We start from the raw sequence: 18,139 nt of genomic DNA, 5'->3' as shown, positions 1-18,139 counted from the left end.
CTTAGCGGTTCGACCGTGGCACTTTTTTGACACGCCCTCGCGCCGACTCCTCTTTTTTTACGCGGATCCACTAAACCGATGATGGTCGAGATTGACCGACTGCTGGCTTTGCTCGACTATGTCGAAGCGACTGAGCGCGATCGCCTGCCGACGGTGCTCGATATGTCCGATTATCGCGGATTCCGGCGTTTCGGCGATGATGTTATCAAGCTACCCGGCGTGCTCGTCAACGTGCACGGTGAAGACGATCACGTCTGGCTCAGCGTAGAGCGGCTGGTACGCCGCCCACCTCCCCCTCCAGGAGACACTCGGCTCCGCGCCTGGATTGACCTCGCCGACGACGTCACCATAACCCCAAAGCTGCGCACCGAGATTCCCAATGCCGCACCGGCCCTCGTCGATGCGGGTGGCTCTTTCCACGACGCCGATCAGGTCGCCAGCCTGGGCCTTGCGGACTTGCCGGACCGCACCGATCTGGAGGCGCTGCTCGCCGGGTACATCCGCGAAATCTGGTCTCCCTGGGTGCTGGAGGAACGGCCGCGCCGCCATGCAATAGACCTCTACAACAGCCTGTTCTCCCTGCGCCAACTGCTCGATGGCGGATCGGAACAACCGGTCGAACTGGTCTGGGGCATCGGCATCGCCAAGTGGACGCATCGCGAAGCGAAGCTGCACCATCCGCTCTTGGCCGTGCCTGTCGAACACACGCTCAACGAGCAGACCCACGCGGTCGAGATCCGCCCTCGCAGCGAATCCCCCGCAAGCATCGAAACCGGCCCGCTGGATGCGCTTGAAGCGCCCTCGGTGGACGAATGGCGCAAGGGCGCGCAACGCTACCTCGACGCACTAGAAGGGGACGGGCTCAGCCCGTTCCAGCCGGAGAGCTTCGCGCCGATCCTGCGGCGCGCGGTGGCGCTGCTCGATCCTGACGGCCATTACCTCCCCGAACTGGGTGAGCGACGTGCGCCCAGCGGCGATACGCTGCAGGTGGACGATCGCTGGGTCCTGCTCCAGCGAACGCGCCGGGCAACTCAGTTGATGGATGACCTGCACCGTTTCCGCTCGGCCATCGAGGCGATCGAAGACCCTGCGCAGCTTCCTCCAGCCGTGCGCGCGCTGCTGGAATCGCCGGCCGATGCGGCGACGGCGCCGGAATATCCCGCCTATCGCGGTGTCTCGACGATCCCCGGCGTGACCTCGTCGGACGGTTCGGGCGAGGACCTGTTCTTTCCCAAGCCGTTCAACCGTGAGCAGGTGGAAGTGATCCAGCGACTGGCGACGCGGCCCGGCGTGGTCGTGCAGGGGCCGCCCGGCACCGGCAAGACCCACACCATCGCCAATATCATCAGCCATTACCTCGCGCAGGGCAAGCGCGTGCTGGTCACCTCGCAGAAGGCGCCCCCGCTCAAGGTGCTGCGCGAAAAGCTGCCGGCGGCCGTGCGCCCGCTCGCGGTCAGTCTGGTGGAAAGCGACCGCGATGGCCTGAAGCAGTTCCAGGAATCGGTCGACATCATCGCCGACCGTCTTCACCGTACCCGCCCCGCCGAGGTCGGGCGGCAGATCGCGGCGCTCGACGCCCGCATCGAGGCTTTGCACCGCGGCCTCGCCGCGATCGACCGTCAGGTCGATGATATCGGCCGGGGTTCGATGACCGCCGCCGTGATCGACGGCGCCCGCGTCGAACCGGCCGACGCTGCCCGCAGGCTGGTCGCGGCAGGCGATCTTTCCGACTGGCTGCCCGACTCGGTAGACGCCGTCGCCTCGCACGAGCCTGAGTTCGACGAAGGCATGATCGCCCGCCTGCGCAGCGCCCGCAAGGCGGTCGCCGCGCATCTTCATGCGCTTGAAACGGCCCCGCCCGCAGACACCCTGCCTGATTGCGAGGCACTGGCGACGTTACACCGCGACCTTGTCGAAGCCGCCACGATCGAACAGGAAACGCGCGGCCCCGATGCTCTGGCCGCAGAGGCTTCTCTGGAAGCCGCGTCTGCGCTGCGGGCTGAAAGCGGCGCCCTTGCCGATGCGCTGCGCGATCTGGAAACTGCTCCATTCGGCTGGTCCGGTGCGGTCCTTGCCCGCTGGCGGGCAGACCATGACGACGCGGCCCTCGTCGCCCTGGCCGGGCTGGATGACGGGATCGCAGCCTTGGCCGAGGAAGCGCGCTATTTCCTCACCCGCCCGGTGATCCTGCCCGATGGCGCCCTCACCGACGCGCCTTTCCGTGAAGCCGCGAACAAGCTGGCGCGCGGTGAGGAACTGGGGCTTCTCCAGAGCCTGTTTGCCCGCCAATTGAAGGCACAGGTCGCAGCGGTACGCCTGTCGGGCCGGGCACCGTCAAGCCTGGCCGACTGGGCCGATGTCGAGCGGCATATTCTTGCCGAGGGAGAAGCCCAGCGCCTTTCGGCAGCGTGGAACCATGTCAGCGCACCGGCAGGCATCAAGCCGCTCCCCACCGATGATCTCGGTGCGGCGCAGAGCATGAAGCGCCAATTGCAGCACGTCGCCATGCTGCGCCGCATCGCCGACCGGGAGCGCGCCGTTCAGGACGCCGCGCGGCGGCTCATTCCCGGACGGCAGCAGCGCATTGCCGGGGACGCGACCCAACTTGATGGGCTGGCAACGCTGCTCGACCGTCACCTGCGGCGCGCGAGGCTGACCGCAGCCGAGGGCGAGCGTGGACGGGTAGCCGCAATTGTCGCGGGCATCCAAGGCGCAGTCGGCGACGAACTTCGCGCGGTGGTGGCTACATCTCTAGGCCACCCCATGGCGCAGGAAAGCCTCCTCACGGAGCGCTGGTCCGCTGCGCTTGGCGAGGCGGCGTTGCTGCGCTCGCTTGCTCCGCATTTCGCCGAAATCCGCCATCTCACTGCGGTGATCGAGGAAAACGGTGCGCCGCAATGGGCCGGTCGCCTGCGTACCGAACCCGTCAGCGGTATCGAGGACCCACTGACCCCCGGCGACTGGCGGGAGCGTTGGAACCTGCGCCGGCTATCGACCTGGCTGGCGCGCATCGACCGGCACGACCGGCTGAAATCGCTGGGTGCCGAGCGCGGCGAGCATGAGGAGCAGCTTCGCCGGGCCTATGAAGAAGCGATCGAAGCGCGCACATGGTGCCGCCTCGCCGAGAAGGCCAGCGATCAGGTGCGCGCCGCACTCGCCGCTTATGCGCAGGCCATGCGCAAGATCGGGCGGGGCACCGGGGTCCGTGCCGGGCGTTACCGCAAGGATGCCCGCGCCGCGGCCGACCGCGCGAAGAATGCGCTTCCGTGCTGGATCATGCCGCATTACCGGGTTTCTGAATCGCTCCCCGCCGAACTCGGCCTGTTCGACCTCGTCGTCATCGACGAGGCATCGCAGTCCACGCTCGCCGCGCTACCGGCCCTATTGCGCGCCAAGCAAGTGCTCATCGTCGGCGACGACCGCCAGGTCAGCCCCGATGCCGGTTTCCGCGAGGAAGCGCGCATGAATCTGCTGGCCGAGCGTCACCTCGGCGGCCAGCTTGACGACTACCGGGCCGCGCTGCGCGAGGAAAAGTCGCTCTACGATCTGGGCACGGTCGTCTTCGCGGGCGGCGCTATCCTGCTCAAGGAGCACTTTCGCTGCGTCGCGCCGATCATCGAATATTCCAAGGCACAGTTTTACGGCCATCAGCTGGTGCCGCTGCGATTGCCTTCAGCCTCCGAACGGCTTGACCCGCCGCTGGTCGATATTCTGGTCGAGGACGGATACCGCAAGGGCAAGATCAATCCGCCGGAAGTGGACTGCATCGTCGATGCCATCGGCCGCATCGCCGACGACCCCGCAATGGCGACGCGCTCGATCGGCGTCACCACGCTGCTGGGCCAGGAACAGGCAGCGGCGATCATGACCGCCATCGAACATGTGCTCGGTTCGGAAGTGATGCTGCGGCACGACATCCGCGTGGGCGAACCGGCCGCCTTCCAAGGAGACGAGCGTGACATCATGTTCATCTCGATGGTCGCCGAACGCGGCAGTTCGGGCCTTTCGGGCATGGCCTACGAACAGCGCTTCAATGTCGCCGCTTCCCGCGCGCGCGACCGGATGGTGCTGGTACGCTCGGTGGAACTGGAAGACCTGCGCCCCGCCGACAAGCTGCGCCGCAGCCTGATCGAGCATTTCCACGCCCCCTTCGCCGGCGACAGCACCCTGTCGGAAGATCGCCGTGCCCGCTGCGAATCCCCGTTCGAGCACGAGATGTACGATCTTCTGGTCGAACGCGGTTACCGGATCGACACTCAGGTGCCGGTAGGCACGAAGCACATCGATCTGGTGGTAGAAGGCGCCGAGGACCGCCGCCTCGCCATCGAATGCGACGGCGACCGCTATCACGGGCCGGAACAATGGCCCGACGACATGGCACGCCAGCGCATGTTGGAACGTGCCGGATGGACGGTATGGCGCTGCTTCGCCTCGCGCTTCGTGCGCGACCGGCAGGGCGTCATCGAGGAACTCGTCGCCGTGCTTTCCCGGCGCGGCATCGTGCCTGAGAGCGGCGACCTGGCTCCCAGCCGCCACACCGATCATCGCCGCTGGCGCGCCTCACCGCCGCCTAGCGATCCGGTGCCCTATGCCTGGCTGGTCCTCGCCGATCCGTTCTAGGCTGCCAAGGCCGACATGGCGGGGACAGCGCGGGTGACGGCGATGATCTCCACATCCACCTCGGCCTCGAAAGGACGGGCATTGCCGGTAACGACATCGATCCACGTCGTGCAGAACGGAATACCGACCTCGTCGCAATAGGAGGCGCCGCCCGCCGCGCGTGAGTTGATCTCGAGGATACGCCAGTCGCCGCGGCGGTCCTGTTTGTACTGCACGTTGATCGCGCCGTGCAGACCGTGCTGCTGGACGAGCTGGGCGGCGTGCGCGATCAGCGAGTGGCGGGTCTGTATTCGCTGGCGATTGGCATCCAGCTTCGTGCGTACCGCCGCCAGCAGCACCGTCCCGCGTTCGCACACCATGTCGACCGAACACTCGAGCCCCGAAAGGTGCTCCATCACCAGCAGCGAGAATTCCTCGCCGCGCTGCTCCGCTTCGACAAGCGCGGCAGCGTAGGCACGCGGCGATATCCGGCGTGCGTCAGGATCGGCAAGATGCGTCAACGGGCCTTGCGCGTCCAGCGTCCAGTACCCTGCGCCGTAGACCCCGCGCGAAGGCTTCACGCACGCGCTGGCGCCGTTTGCCGTCAGCGCGTGCACAGCGTCCTCAAAACCCTGCGCGCACGTCACCGCGAAGGTCGGGCACAAGTAGGGGTCGCCGGCCATCGAAACGGCGAAGGCCGCCTTGTCGTCCAGTAATTCCAGCGTATCGGCATCCGCCGCAACATGCACAGCGATGCCGTTCGCCGCGAACTGGTCCCGCATCCGGGCCACGCCGCGCTTGCCGCGCTGGGGCACCATGGCATCGACGCCGCGCTCCATGGCGGTGTTGAGAACCCAGGCGGCATAATCGACCGTTCCGCGCGCCGGTTCTTCCCAGAACACCGGCGCCACATCACGCACGGGAGAACGGCTATCGACGGCGCTGACGAAAAGACTGACAGAAGGTCGCTCGCTGACGATCCGGCTGACGACGTTACGCATGGAAAACGACTGATTGAACCATATTTTCATGGGTTTCAGCGCTATCGAACGCAAGGACGGTGTCAACCGAAGACGACGGCTGCGATGCCGCTTCTGCCCCGTCTCCTCGGATTTGCAGCTTCGGCGGCCTTGCAAAAAGACACGGCGGCTTGCGTCATCCGCGCCACCCACTACCTTCAAGGCAATCAATTAACGAGGAAATCGTCCTTGAAGAAGACGCTGCGCATCGCGCTTGCCACCACTCTCGCCCTGTTGAGTTCCACATCCATGTCCTTTGCTGCCACACCCGCCCCCGCCGATCCGCGCGATCCCGCCGACCCCTGGATCTGGCTGGAGGACGCAAACGGCCCACGCGTGATGGACTGGGTGAAATCCCATAACGCCACTACCGAACAGCGCCTGGAATCCGATCCTCACTACCAGCCCTTCTTCAACGACGCGCTGGCCATTCTCGGCGCGAAGGACCGCATCCCCTCGCCCAGCTTCTTGAATGGCCAGATCTATAACTTCTGGCAGGACGAGGAGCATCTGCGCGGCATCTGGCGCAAGACCTCGCTGGAAGAGTATCGCGGCGGCAAGCCGGCCTGGAAGACCGTTCTCGACATCGACGCGCTGGGCAAGGCCGAGGGCAAGAGCTGGGTCTACAAGGGCGCAGACTGCCTGGAGCCAGAACAGCAGCGTTGCCTGGTATCCCTGTCGAACGGCGGCGAAGATGCGGTCGAAGTGCGGGAGTTCGACCTGGCTTCCGGCACCTTCGTCGAAGGGGGTTTCAATGTCCCGCGTGCAAAGCAGGGCGTGACGTGGGAAGACCGCGATCACCTGCTCGTCGCCACCGAATGGACGCCGGGTGAAGTCACCACTTCCGGCTACCCCTACGTGGTCAAGCGCGTAACGCGCGGAAAGCCATTCACGCAAGCGGTGGAGGTCTTCCGGGGCGACAAGAGCGATGTCGGCATGTTTCCCGCCGTGCTGCACGACGGTGAAGGCAATTCGCTGAAGCTCATCACCCGCGCGATCGACTTCTTCCATCAGCGCAGCTTCGTGATCGCCGCCGACGGCAAGGTCCACGAACTGGCGATCCCGCAGAAGGTTTCCGTCGCCGGGCTCGTCGCGGGCCGCGTGGTATTTCGTCTGGACGAGGCCTGGGGCGATCTGCCCTCCGGCTCGGTCGCCACCGCTCCGCTCACCGACGTGATGCAGCGTCCCGAGGGATTTTCCGCAAAGCTGGCATGGAATCCCGGCCCGCGCGAGGCGCTGGAGGCGGTTTCGGCAACCAAGGGCCGGCTGCTCGTTTCCATTCTCGACAACGTCAATGGCCGCCTGCTCTCGCTGGCGCCGGCCGCCGGCGGCGCATGGACAACGGCAACGCTGCCCCTGCCCGACAAGCTGGCCCTGCGTTTCGGTTCGGCGCAGACAGACGGGGACCGCGTTTTCGCCTGGGCCGAAGGGTTCACCACGCCCAGCAGCCTGTACCTCGTCGACGCGGCCGCAGCTACCGCGCAGCCGGTCCAAAGCCTGCCGCCGCGTTTCAACAGCAAGGGCCTAGTCGTCGAACAGCGCGAGGCGAAATCCACCGACGGAACGGCGATCCCCTACTTCCTGGTCCACCGCAGGGACATACCGCTGGATGGTTCCACGCCCGTGCTGCTTGACGCTTACGGCGGCTTCCAGGTCAATTCCACGCCGTCCTATTCGGGCACCATCGGCAAGTTGTGGCTGGAGCGGGGCGGCGCCTTCGCGCTCGCCAACATCCGTGGCGGCGGCGAGTTCGGCCCGGCATGGCATGAGGCCGCGCTGAAGACGAAGCGGCAGGTCGCCTATGACGATTTTGCCAGCGTGGCCCGCGACATGATCGACCGCAAGATCACTTCGCCGCGCAGGCTGGGCATCGTCGGCGGTTCGAACGGCGGCCTGCTGATGGGCGTCGAGATGACCGAGTTCCCCGAACTCTACAACGCGGTGGTCATCCAGGTGCCGCTGCTCGACATGATCCGCATCAGCAAGATCGCGGCGGGGACAAGCTGGCAGGGCGAATACGGCGATGTCTACGCCGACCCCGAAGCGCGGGCGTTCTGGCTGAAAAAGTCACCCTATCACGCACTGCGCAAGGGCGTGAAATACCCCGAGCCCTACATCTTCACCACCACGCGCGACGACCGCACCGGGCCGCAGCACGCCCGCAAGTTCGCGGCGCGGATGGAGGAAATGGGCCTGCCCTACTACTTCTACGAGAACACCGAAGGCGGGCACGGATCGGGCGCGGACATCCGCCAGTCCGCCAAGACCACGGCCTTATGGCTGACCTACCTGACCCGCAAGCTGATGGACTGATAAGGGCGGCGGCGGGGCGGTCCGAACGGCCGCCCCGCCGCCGATCAGTCGTCCGCGCGGCCCGCGCCGTCCTGGAACCGCGCTTCCTTCACGAAGGCCGCGACGGTGGGCGACCGGTCATCGCGGCGGATCGCGATCGCCAGACTGGTCGTGGGGCCGCCGCCTAGGATATCGTGATAGGTGATACCTTTCATGGCGGCCTCGCGCATCGAGTCCGGTACGAGCGCCACGCCCAGTTCTGCTGCCACCAGCGCAAGCATGGATGCGATCTGCGGTGCGGACTGCCCCAGTACGGGTTCGAAACCGGCATTGCGGCACGCCGCTATCGTCGCGTCGAACAGGGTCGGTCCCAGTGGGCGCGGGGTAATGATGAAGGGGTCCTCGCGAAGCGCGCCAAGCGCGATCGGATCGCTGTGCGGCATCCGGCTTGAAGCCAGCGCTGCGATCAGTGGCTCGGTCTCGATCTGATAGAAGCGCAGACCTTCCTCGCTGACGCCGCCGGGCCTCAGGAATGCCGCGTCCAGCGACTCGTCCAGAAGCGAGGAGACCAGACCGTTCGAATTGGCTTCCTGCAGCGAAAGATCCACATCGGGAAATCGCCGGCGATAGGTTCGGATAACCGCCGGGACACGCGGGTTGAACGCCGCAGACCCGGTAAAACCCACCCGGATCGCCCCCGTCTGCCCGGCCCCGGCACGCTGCGCAGACCTGACCGCGAGGGCCGCTTGGTCCGGCATGTCCTTCACTTTCTGCAAGAACGCCTCCCCGGCTTCGGTCAACTGCGCGCCGTGCGGCAGGCGGTGAAACAGCGCCGTGCCTACTTCCCGTTCGAGATCCTTGATCTGCTGACTAAGCGGGGGCTGCCCGATACCCAGCCGTCGGGCTGCCCGAGTGAAGTTCAACTCCTCCGCCAAAGCCAGGAAATACCGGATATGTCGCAGTTCCATCGGCATCTCCAAAAGCTATGGCATTCGACTATGCCACATATTGGACAGATGAACGGGAGTCAGCATATTTCTAGGGCAAGAGAATGATGAAGAGTGACTCCGATGTTGAACCAAGCCCCCCACAACAATCCGATCCCGGCCTTGACCCAGCCATGGATGCCGCAGTTTGCGGTTTCCGAGAATACGGATCTGGAGCCGGTCGTATTCCTGCCCGGCCTGCTGTGCGATCAGCAATTGTGGCGCCACCAGGTGGAGGCCCTGTCCGACATTGCGGCGCCGATGATCGCCAACCTCACGCTCGACCGCTCTGTGGAGGCAATGGCGCGCAGGACGCTGGCGGTCGCACCGGCCCGCTTTTCCCTCGCCGGTCTTTCGATGGGCGGTTATGTCGCGCTGGAAATCATGCGCCAGGCGCCGGAACGGGTGGAACGACTGGCCCTGATCGACACCAGCGCAAGAGGCGATACACCGGCCCGGACGGCGCAGCGCAAGGCCGGGATCGAATCCCTGCGACGCGGCCGTTTCCTGGGCATAACCCATAAGCTGCTGACCGAACTCATCCACCCCCGCCATGTCGAAGGCGCCGTTGCGGAAGACCTGCGATCGATGGCTGGTCGTGTCGGCGGAGCGGCATTCCTGCGCCAACAGGAAGCGATCATGAACCGCCCCGACTTTCTGGAAAGCCTGCTGGCGATCGACACCGACACCATGATCGTCGTCGGCGACGGCGACCGGGTCACTCCGGCCGAACACGCCGAGGAAATGCACGGGCGTATTCGCGGTTCGCGTCTTTACCGCATCCGTGAATGCGGCCACCTCCCGGCGCTCGAAAGCCCCGAAGAGGTTACGCGCCTGCTGCGGCAATGGCTGCTGCGTTGAAGTTTTGACAGGCGGCCGCACCCGGCCGCCTGTCCTGGATAGTGCGCGAATTAGAAGCTGAACCGTGCACCCACCGCATAAGTGGCCGGCGCTCCGACCATGCGCGAAGCTCCGTTGAGTTCCGGGAAGTAGACCTCGTCGGTGATGTTGCGGCCCGTCGCATAGATCGACCATCCGTGCGGCGACTGCAGTTCGATCCGCGCGTTGAGCAGGGTATAGGCCTGCGCCGTGTTACCCGGCAGCGCGTTGAGGCGGTTGGATTCCTTGCCGTGGTAGAAGATGTTGGCTCGGCTGCTGAGCGACCAGCCCTCGCCGAAGCTGTAAGTGTGGACCAGGCCGACGCGGCCCGTCCACTTGGGCGCGCCCGGCAGCGGATCGCCCACGGTCGAAGTGACGTCGGCGATGCGGTTTGATTTGAACTCGGTGATCTCCGAATAGAGATACGTGCCAGAGGCATCGAAATCGAGCTGGTGCGCGCTGCTGTTGACGAGGCGCAGGTTCAGCGCGCCTTCGATGCCGCGTGTCCGGGCCTTGCCGACGTTGGTGCGTCCATTGGTGTCGTTGGCAAGGCGCGTGGTGGCCTGCAGGTTGCTGAAGTCATTGGCGAATGCGTCAAGCGAGAGGCGCAGCGGCCCTTTCAGGTAACGCACGCCCGCTTCGTAGGCCCATACCGTCTCGGACTGGAAGGGCTCGGTCTCGTCGGGCGTCAGGATCGAGGTGCCGTCGAAGCCGCCCGAACGATAGCCGCGCGCCACCGATGCGAAGACGTTCAGGTCCTCGTTGATGAACCACTGCGCAGCGGTCCGGCCCGAAACGTCATCGTCCTTGAACTGCTTGTCCCAGCTGAAGTTCGGGGTGGTGGCGAAGAAGGCCTGGTAGTTGGAGATACCCCAGGGATTGAGATCGACGTTGCGGCCCTTGGAGTCCACCTGATCGCTGGTATAGCGCAGACCGCCGGTCAGGCGCACGCCGGACACCACTTCATAATCGACCTGGCCGAACAGAGCGCCGCTACGGCGACGCTGGTTGTGGATGTTCTGGTAGATCGTGCGCGCCGCCCAGCTCTTCCATTCGCTGGTGTAGTCGATCTTGTCGCTCATGAAGAAGCCGCCGACCAGCCAGTTGAACCGGCCCTGCTGTTCATTGCGCAGGCGCAGTTCGAACGAAGCCTGGCTCAGATCCTCGTCGAAGAGATATTCGTACTGGGGATAGGGCGTACCGTCACCATTGCCGCCCACTTCGCGCTGGCTGGACTGGGCGCCAACTACCATGTCGAGGCGGGTGGAATCGTTCAAAAGGTGTGAGAACTGTGCGGAGACACCTTTGATATCGATGCTCTGGTCGTAATACTGGCTGGAATAGAAGCTGTAGGGATCGCTGTCCTCGCCTGCGTTCAGGACGCTGCTGTCCTGCGCCGCGCTGAGGCGGTCGTACTGGCGGGCATCGCCCCGGTCGCGGCTGCCAAAGGCTTTCAGCGTCAGCGTCGTTTCCGGCGCGAATTCTATGTCCACGGTGCCGCGCGCCGCGAACAGGTCCTTGTCGCCAAAGCCCTTGCGTGCGCCGGGATCGGTGATCGCCGGAACCTGCGTCTGCACCACGCCGCCCACGCTGAGGCGCGCGCCGGCCAGATCGCCCGCGCCCTTGCCGTCCATGAAACCGCCGCCCTGATCGGTCATCACCGCCAGCCGGACCCGCACGTTCTCACCCACCGGCCCGCTGATCGCGGCTTCGGCGCGCATGCTGTCGTAGCTGCCATAGCGCGCATCGACATAGCCATCGAAGCTGTCGCTGCCGCCGCGCGTGATCGCGTTGACGACGCCTGCAGTGGAATTGCGGCCATAAAGCGTGCCCTGCGGTCCGCGCAGCACTTCGATGCGCTCGATGTCGAACAGCGGCATGCCCAGATATGCGTTCGAACTCTGGTAGACGCCGTCCAGATGCAGCGCGACCGAGGGCGAGCCGTTGGGCTTGTAGTCGTCCGCGCCGCCGATGCCGCGAATGCTCAGGAGGCCATAGCTCTCACCGCCGAAGCCGTAGTTGATCGAAAGGCCGGGCACTTCATCGACCATACTGGCGAAGTCGACGATGCGGCGCTTTTCTACTTCCTCGCCCGAAACTACGGTGATCGCCTGCGGCACCTTGGACAGGTCTTCCTGGCGCTTCTGCGCGGTAACGACGATGTCCTGTCCGCCGCTGCGCGCCTTGGCGCCCGACATGTCGCTCACGGGCGATGCCGGGGCTGCGGCAAGCGAGATGATCGAGCGGCTTTCGAGCGAAATTGCCATGCCGCGCCCGGCGATCAGGCGGCGCAGCGCCTGGCTGCGCGTGAAGCGGCCCTTGAGCGGGGCAGAGCGCTGGCCGACGACCACGTCGTAAGGGAACACCATCTGGACACCGGCCTGACGGCCGAATTCGTTGAGCGAAGTGGCCATGTTCTGGGCCGGGATATTGAAGCTCATGGTACGCTCTGCGGCGGCGTCAGCCGGTGCCGCCGCCAGTATCAGGGGTAGTACGATCGAATGAAATGCCATTGTGCCCTCCGGGTGGAATTCGTGTCTCGAAGGGAGGGATGAGCGGGAGCCGGGCCACCGCTATTGCACTGCAAAAAAATTGTTCAGCTTGCCGTAAGCATGATGGCGCCGCTCTCGCTGCGCTGGGCGCGGACTCCGAAAGATGCCCGCAGCGCCGCGAGAAGGTCTTTGGGATCGGTGGTGGTGAAACGCCCGCCCAGCCGGATGCGCGACAGCTTGGGATCGGCCACCAGCAGCTTGTCGGTCAGGTAGCGGTTGAATTCCGCCACCACGAAATCAAGGCTCTCGCCTTCGAACACGAGTTGCCCGTTCTTCCAGCTTTGAGCGCGGTCCAGCGCGACAGGCTCGGCGGGGCGGACCGAAATATTGCGGCCGATGACCTGGGCGAATGTGCCCGCCTTCACCGTTTTGCGCGCGCCGCCTTCCATCTCCGCCTGTCCGGAAAGCACCAGCAGATCCAGCGATTCCGGCTGGAGGCGCGCGTTGAACAATCCGCCGCGTAAATTGAAATCGGTTCCGTTGGCGGAAAGGCGCAGATCGGGCCGCGTCCCCGCCGGCGCCCGCACATCCAGCGCGATCTCACCAGCCTCCAGCCAGATCGAGCGGGCGCCATCCTTGATGCGCCAGCTGATCCGGGTGTCAGTGTTCATTTCAACGCGGGTGCCGTCATCGAGGATGAGGGTTCGCCGCTCTCCCACGGCGGTGGCGGCATGGTCGCGCGCGGCCGCACTCACCGCCAGGAACCCGCCCGCGACGGCAGTGCCGCCGGCGATGGCGCCCGCGCGCAGCAGGGTACGGCGGTTCAGCCGCTGCGGCGGAGCGGGCGCGCGTTCATGAACCGCGCGCAGCCGGTCGATCTGCTGACAAGCGTCCACGACCTGCGCAAACGCCACCGCCCGCCGCGGATCGCCGGCACGCCAAGCCTCGAAGTCCTGCCGACTGGCCGTGCCTGCATCCATCGCAGCCAGCCATTCGGCAGCATCCTCCATCAATTCCCTTGTTGTCGGCGGCGTTGCCATAGGCTTGAAATCGTTGGTCCCTTTGCGTGCGCGGGGGCTTCCTGCAACGCGAAAGCCAGAATGGCCAGCCCCTTGGCAAGATGCTTCTCAACAGTAGAGACGGATAGACCCAGCCTCACCGCTATGTCTTTCGGCAACATGCCTTCGAAACGACGCAATTGCACCACAGTGCGCGCCTGTGGCGGGAGGGTTTTCATCAGTTCCATCAACCGCGAAAGTTCCAGCTGGCCCGATACCACCGCGAACTGATCGGGCGCACCGTCGGCGAAATCCATCGCTTCCATGTCGGCCAGATGTTCGAATCGCACCACCGACGCCCGGCGGTGTCTTTCGAATGCGAGGTTGCGGATGATAGTCAGCACAAAAGCGCGCGGGTTGTCGATCTCGCGGTGGTGGGATGCCTCGATAGCGCGGGCATAGGCTTCCTGCACGAGATCTTCCGCATCGGCGGCGGCGACCAGACGCGCCGCGTGTTTCCTGAAGGCGACCCGGTGGGGCAGCACTTCCTCGATAAACCAGCGATCAACGTCCCTCAGCCAGGTCAAGGCCGTGTCCCTCCTTGTGCGTCTGAGGGCCGTTAGGGGTAGGTCGTGACAATTCCGGGACACCTTACGGGTTCGCCTCGGTAGCCGCCTGATCCAGGATCGCGGAACCATTCGCCGGCGTTGTGCGTTGGATACCTTGCAGCGCCCCATCGCTGCTACCGCACGCCCTGTCCCTTGTTGTCCCCTTTTGTTGCAAATTGTGTTTATGGGGCGCGCATTCGTTAGACGCCGAATTCGGCATCGCCCTTTATTTCAGGCCGAAAATTGGCCTTATCCGCCCAGAGCCGCGGCGCCTTTTTCGCGCCTGCTTATGGTGGAACCGGAGATACCCATGTCCTCTATCCGAGCGCCGCAGGCGCATCTCGGCTGGTTCAAACGTCGCCGCGAAATGAAAGTCGAAGACGTTACCCTGGTCGACCGCTCGACGCTCAACCGTGCAGTAGGTGCGGCGGCGCTGGGCAATGCGATGGAGTGGTTCGACTTCGGCGTCTACGGCTACATTGCCGTCACGCTGGGACGGGTGTTCTTTCCCACCGGTAACCCCACCGCGCAGCTGATCGCGACCCTGGCGACGTTCACCGCCGCATTCTTGGTGCGTCCGCTGGGCGGCATCGTCTTCGGCCCGCTGGGCGATCGCTACGGCCGCCACAAGGTGCTGGCCTTCACCATGATCATGATGGCCGCCGGGACATTCTCGATCGGGCTGATCCCCAGCTACAACAGCATCGGCATGGCCGCTCCGGCCTTGCTGCTGGCCGCGCGGCTGGTTCAGGGCTTTTCCACCGGCGGCGAATATGGCGGCGCAGCGACCTTCATCGCCGAGTATTCGACGGACAAGAGGCGCGGCCTAATGGGCAGCTGGCTGGAGTTCGGAACGCTTGGCGGCTACATCGCCGGCGCCGGCACGGTGACCGCCCTACAGATGTCGCTAAGCGACGCGGACATGCTCTCCTGGGGTTGGCGCCTGCCGTTCCTGGTCGCGGGGCCGCTGGGCCTGCTGGGCCTCTACATGCGCCTCAAGCTGGAGGAAACGCCCGCGTTCCAGGCCTATTCCGAGGAAGCGGAAAAGCGCGAAATGGATCGTCCCGGCCTAGGCAACCTGTTCCGCGTGCACTGGCGCCAGCTGCTGAAATGCGTCGGCCTCGTCCTGGTCTTCAACGTCACCGACTACATGCTGCTCACGTACATGCCGAGCTATCTCAGCGTCACCATGGGTTACGCCGAGAGCAAGGGGCTGCTGCTTATCATCCTGGTCATGCTGGTGATGATGCCGCTCAATATCGTCGGCGGCATATTCAGCGACCGCCTGGGCCGCAAGCCGATGATCATCGGCGCCTGCACCGCGCTATTGCTGCTGGCGGTACCCTGCATGCTGCTGATCGGGACCGGCAACAACTGGCTGATCTTCCTTGGCCTGATGCTGCTTGGCCTGGCGCTGGTGTGCTTCACCAGTTCGATGCCCTCCACGTTGCCAGCGCTCTTCTATACGCCGGTGCGCTACAGCGGGCTGTCTATCGCCTTCAACGTATCTGTATCCCTGTTCGGCGGCACGACCCCGCTGTTCACGGCATGGCTTGTGAATGTGACGGGCGACCCGCTGGTTCCGGCCTACTACCTCATGGTAGCGGCGGCGATCGGAATTCTCACGATGCTGACGGTACGCGAGACCGCCGGCATGCCGCTGCGCGGCTCGCCTCCCGCCGTCGAGACGAAGGCGGAGGCGCGCGCCTTGGTGGCCGGTGACCAGCCCGTCACCGTCGACCCGGTTCTGCCCGGTTCGAGCCCTACTCCCGCGGCCCAGCCCCTCAAGCCGACATCGGGCCCTGCCTTGGCCTAGGGCCTGTTGCCAAGGTCCGAACAGCGCTGCCCGTCAGGTTCGCGGAGCGCGGGAAGCAAATGGGCATTACGCCTCGGTCATGCGTGCAGAACTGCCCCGGACTATCAGTTCATGCGGCAGCAGCAGATGCGACTGCGCGCCGCCCGCCTGCTTCCTGAACTGCGGATTCACCAATATGTCCACCGCCGCGCCAGCCATTTCCGCTTTGGGCTGACGTATCGTGGTGAGCTGAGGCCAAGCCGCGCGGGAAGATGCTGAATCGTCGAAGCCGCAGATCGACAGCGCTTCGGGCACGGCGATGCCCAGCTTCATCGCGGTGATGAGGGCGCCCAGCGCCATGTCGTCGTTCGCGGCGAAAATGGCAGTTGGGCGCTCAGGCCCTGAAAGCAGCCGCTCTCCCAATTCCAAACCGGCGCGGAACGTGAAATCGCCGCGCAGCACAGTGCTTTCGTCCGCCGCGACACCGGCCTTCGCCATCGCCTCGCGAAAGCCATCCTCGCGCCGGGCCGAGGAACGGTGGCTCTCTGGCCCCTGGATGAAAGCGATGCGGCGATGCCCCAGCCCCAGGAGGTAATCGACCATCTCGCGCGCTGCGCTGCGATCGTCCATGCTCACACTGCCCGATGCCAAAGCCTTTGAGCTTGGCGCGACCAAGACCATCGGCAGCCCCGCCTCGGCGAACAGGGCGGTCAGCGCTGCTTCGTCGCAGATGGGCGGGGCGATGATCGCCCCGTCAAGGCGCAGCGCGGCGATGCTGGAGCGCACCTGACCCGCCCAGTTCGCGCCGCCAAGGTCCACCGGCTCAACGACAAGGTGATAGCTGCGTTCACGGCAGCGCATCAGCGCGCCGTGCTGCACATCGGCCGCATAACCCGAAACCGGATCGTCGATGAACAGGCCAAGCAGGTAGGAGCGCGAACTGGACAAGCTGCGCGCAAAGGCATTGGGCCGGTAATCTAGTTCGGCGACGACCTGCTCTACCCGCGTCCGCAGTTCCGGGCGGACATGCGCCTCGCCGTTGATGACGCGCGATACGGTCTTGGCCGAAACACCGGCCCGGGCCGCAACATCCTTGATGGTGATGACGCTCATGCCGGCACCTCTCGCGGGTGAGTACAGAACATCGCGAAGACCGCGATGGCGACGTAGCACAGGGCGGGCAGCAGAAGCGCGGGCAGAAGGCCGATCGCATCGGCCAGCACCCCGGTCAGCATGGGAACGACAGCGCCGCCCACCACCGCCATGCACAACCACATCGAGGCCAGCGGAGCAAGCCGGGCATCGCGCGGCATCGCCATCGCATAGATAGTCGGGTACATGATCGCATTGCACAGTCCCACCGCGATCAAGGCGGCTGATCCTGCCAACCCGGGCAGGACGATCGCCGCGCCTGTCAGTAGGACCGCACCCAGCGCGGCATAAAGCAGCAGCGCCGCTTCCCCCATGCGTGTCATCAGCCAGGCCCCGGCAAAGCGGCCCACCATCGCCCCGGCCCAGTACAGGCTCACCATCCTTCCCGCGCTGACCGGGGTAAGCGACAGGCGTTCGGGCAGCATCAATACGTTGGTCATCAATGTCCCGATCGTCACTTCCGCGCCGACATAGACGAAAATGGCGGCAGTTCCCCATAACAGGCGCGGATCGCGCAGCACGGCGAATATCTGACGGCTCCACCGCTCGGGCAAGCCGTCCGGCGAGGAAGCGGCATCGTGCAGCAATCCGCGGTGTCCCAGATAAAATTTAAAAAGCGCTGCCAGCGCCGCCCCGGAAAACACAAAAGGCAAAGACGCCCTGACCGCCGCATCGCCGCCGGGGGCGACTTCCGCCAGCAGGAAAGGCGCGCTCAGCAGCGGCCCCATCACCGTGCCGAGCGAATTGAACCCCTGCAGCAGCGTCAACCGGAATGCCGCCCCGCGCGATGGACCGATCACGGTGACCACGGTGTTGGAAGCGATCTGCAGCACCGTCTGCCCCGCCGAAAGCAGCAGCAGCGCGCCCAGCACCAACACGAACTGCTGCGCGCCCTGGGCGATTCCCAGCGCCAGGCAACCGGCGGTCATGACCGAAAGCCCGAAAGCAATCGCGCGCATATAGCCGACTCGCACCACGGCCAGCGCGGCAGGCAGCGCGAAAAACAGATAACTGGAGTGAAACGCGAGCTGGATCAGCAGCGCGCCCTTGTAGTCCAGCGTCAGAATCGCCTTGAGCTGCGGCACCAGCAGGCTGACCGCCGAGCTGAGAAAACCGCCGATGAAGAACACCCCGATCGACAGCCAGAACAGCCGTTTCGCCACGAACTCCGGGGACTTACGCAGTAAAATCGACGGCTTTGAAACGGTCATGGAAGACACCTAGAGTACCCTTGGCCGCATTGCAAAAGGACCGATCGGATAGAACACAGTTTTTGACATCGATGTCAAATCACACATTGACAACGATGTCAGGATTTG

11 protein-coding genes are annotated in these 18,139 nt (G+C 65.0%); 4 read left to right on the top strand and 7 right to left on the bottom strand.

Features of this window, described 5'->3' with window-relative positions:
- Nucleotides 1-78 precede the first annotated feature (78 nt).
- Nucleotides 79-4,620, top strand: a complete 4,542-nt coding sequence (locus TQ38_RS23785; protein ID WP_043970105.1) for an AAA domain-containing protein — start codon at nt 79-81, stop codon at nt 4,618-4,620.
- On the opposite strand, the gene TQ38_RS23780 is transcribed toward TQ38_RS23785, so the two are convergent.
- Nucleotides 4,617-5,600 (bottom strand): ATP-grasp domain-containing protein, encoded by a 984-nt coding sequence (locus tag TQ38_RS23780; protein WP_162792359.1) that lies wholly within the window; start codon nt 5,598-5,600, stop codon nt 4,617-4,619. The genes TQ38_RS23785 and TQ38_RS23780 overlap by 4 nt on opposite strands.
- Nucleotides 5,601-5,867: 267 nt before the next feature.
- Between TQ38_RS23780 and TQ38_RS23775 the strand changes: the two genes are divergently transcribed.
- On the top strand, nt 5,868-7,931 hold the full coding sequence (locus tag TQ38_RS23775; protein WP_043970684.1) for a prolyl oligopeptidase family protein: 2,064 nt from the start codon (nt 5,868-5,870) through the stop codon (nt 7,929-7,931).
- Nucleotides 7,932-7,975: 44 nt separating this feature from the next.
- Here the strand turns inward: TQ38_RS23775 and TQ38_RS23770 are convergent, their stop codons facing one another.
- Complete coding sequence (locus tag TQ38_RS23770) at nt 7,976-8,878, bottom strand: LysR family transcriptional regulator (protein ID WP_043970103.1); 903 nt, start codon at nt 8,876-8,878, stop codon at nt 7,976-7,978.
- A 102-nt stretch (nt 8,879-8,980) separates the two neighbouring features.
- Here TQ38_RS23770 and TQ38_RS23765 point away from each other — a divergent pair, with 102 nt between their 5' ends.
- Complete coding sequence (locus tag TQ38_RS23765) at nt 8,981-9,757, top strand: alpha/beta fold hydrolase (RefSeq protein ID WP_205316138.1); 777 nt, start codon at nt 8,981-8,983, stop codon at nt 9,755-9,757.
- A 50-nt stretch (nt 9,758-9,807) separates the two neighbouring features.
- On the opposite strand, the gene TQ38_RS23760 is transcribed toward TQ38_RS23765, so the two are convergent.
- The 3 genes from TQ38_RS23760 to TQ38_RS23750 all read right to left on the bottom strand — a co-directional run bounded on the left by TQ38_RS23760 (nt 9,808) and on the right by TQ38_RS23750 (nt 13,852).
- On the bottom strand, nt 9,808-12,288 hold the full coding sequence (locus TQ38_RS23760) for a TonB-dependent receptor (protein WP_043970102.1): 2,481 nt from the start codon (nt 12,286-12,288) through the stop codon (nt 9,808-9,810).
- Nucleotides 12,289-12,371: 83 nt separating this feature from the next.
- Entirely contained in the window at nt 12,372-13,277 is a 906-nt protein-coding gene (locus tag TQ38_RS23755; protein ID WP_052505499.1) for a FecR domain-containing protein, read from the bottom strand.
- Nucleotides 13,277-13,852, bottom strand: a complete 576-nt coding sequence (locus TQ38_RS23750) for an RNA polymerase sigma factor (protein ID WP_043970100.1) — start codon at nt 13,850-13,852, stop codon at nt 13,277-13,279. Before TQ38_RS23750 ends, TQ38_RS23755 begins: the two co-directional genes overlap by 1 nt.
- Nucleotides 13,853-14,183: 331 nt before the next feature.
- On the opposite strand from TQ38_RS23750, the gene proP reads away from it, so the two are divergent.
- Nucleotides 14,184-15,689 carry a glycine betaine/L-proline transporter ProP gene (gene proP, locus TQ38_RS23745; protein ID WP_043970099.1) on the top strand — a complete coding sequence of 502 codons (1,506 nt, stop codon included), beginning with the start codon at nt 14,184-14,186 and terminating at the stop codon, nt 15,687-15,689.
- 66 nt (nt 15,690-15,755) lie between these two features.
- Here proP and TQ38_RS23740 read toward each other — a convergent pair whose 3' ends face one another.
- Together TQ38_RS23740 and TQ38_RS23735 are read right to left on the bottom strand one after the other, a co-directional pair.
- Complete coding sequence (locus TQ38_RS23740) at nt 15,756-16,781, bottom strand: LacI family DNA-binding transcriptional regulator (protein WP_043970098.1); 1,026 nt, start codon at nt 16,779-16,781, stop codon at nt 15,756-15,758.
- A complete protein-coding gene (locus tag TQ38_RS23735) occupies nt 16,778-18,031 on the bottom strand; it encodes an MFS transporter (protein ID WP_043970097.1) in 1,254 nt (417 codons plus the stop codon). The genes TQ38_RS23740 and TQ38_RS23735 overlap by 4 nt, the downstream gene beginning before the upstream one ends.
- Nucleotides 18,032-18,139 lie beyond the last annotated feature (108 nt).

Origin of the sequence: Novosphingobium sp. P6W, from assembly GCF_000876675.2 — a bacterium.
GTDB lineage: Bacteria > Pseudomonadota > Alphaproteobacteria > Sphingomonadales > Sphingomonadaceae > Novosphingobium.
The sequence above is the reverse complement of the archived record's forward strand: the minus strand, read 5'-3'. Positions and strand labels throughout refer to the sequence as shown.

Coding starts and splice junctions, on each gene's coding strand:
- TQ38_RS23785 (WP_043970105.1), top strand. CDS start 79: ATGATGGTCGAGATTGACCGACTGCTGGCTTTGCTCGACTATGTCGAA.
- TQ38_RS23780 (WP_162792359.1), bottom strand. CDS start 5,600: ATGCGTAACGTCGTCAGCCGGATCGTCAGCGAGCGACCTTCTGTCAGT.
- TQ38_RS23775 (WP_043970684.1), top strand. CDS start 5,868: ATGTCCTTTGCTGCCACACCCGCCCCCGCCGATCCGCGCGATCCCGCC.
- TQ38_RS23770 (WP_043970103.1), bottom strand. CDS start 8,878: ATGGAACTGCGACATATCCGGTATTTCCTGGCTTTGGCGGAGGAGTTG.
- TQ38_RS23765 (WP_205316138.1), top strand. CDS start 8,981: ATGTTGAACCAAGCCCCCCACAACAATCCGATCCCGGCCTTGACCCAG.
- TQ38_RS23760 (WP_043970102.1), bottom strand. CDS start 12,288: ATGGCATTTCATTCGATCGTACTACCCCTGATACTGGCGGCGGCACCG.
- TQ38_RS23755 (WP_052505499.1), bottom strand. CDS start 13,277: ATGGAGGATGCTGCCGAATGGCTGGCTGCGATGGATGCAGGCACGGCC.
- proP (WP_043970099.1), top strand. CDS start 14,184: ATGTCCTCTATCCGAGCGCCGCAGGCGCATCTCGGCTGGTTCAAACGT.
- TQ38_RS23740 (WP_043970098.1), bottom strand. CDS start 16,781: ATGAGCGTCATCACCATCAAGGATGTTGCGGCCCGGGCCGGTGTTTCG.
- TQ38_RS23735 (WP_043970097.1), bottom strand. CDS start 18,031: ATGACCGTTTCAAAGCCGTCGATTTTACTGCGTAAGTCCCCGGAGTTC.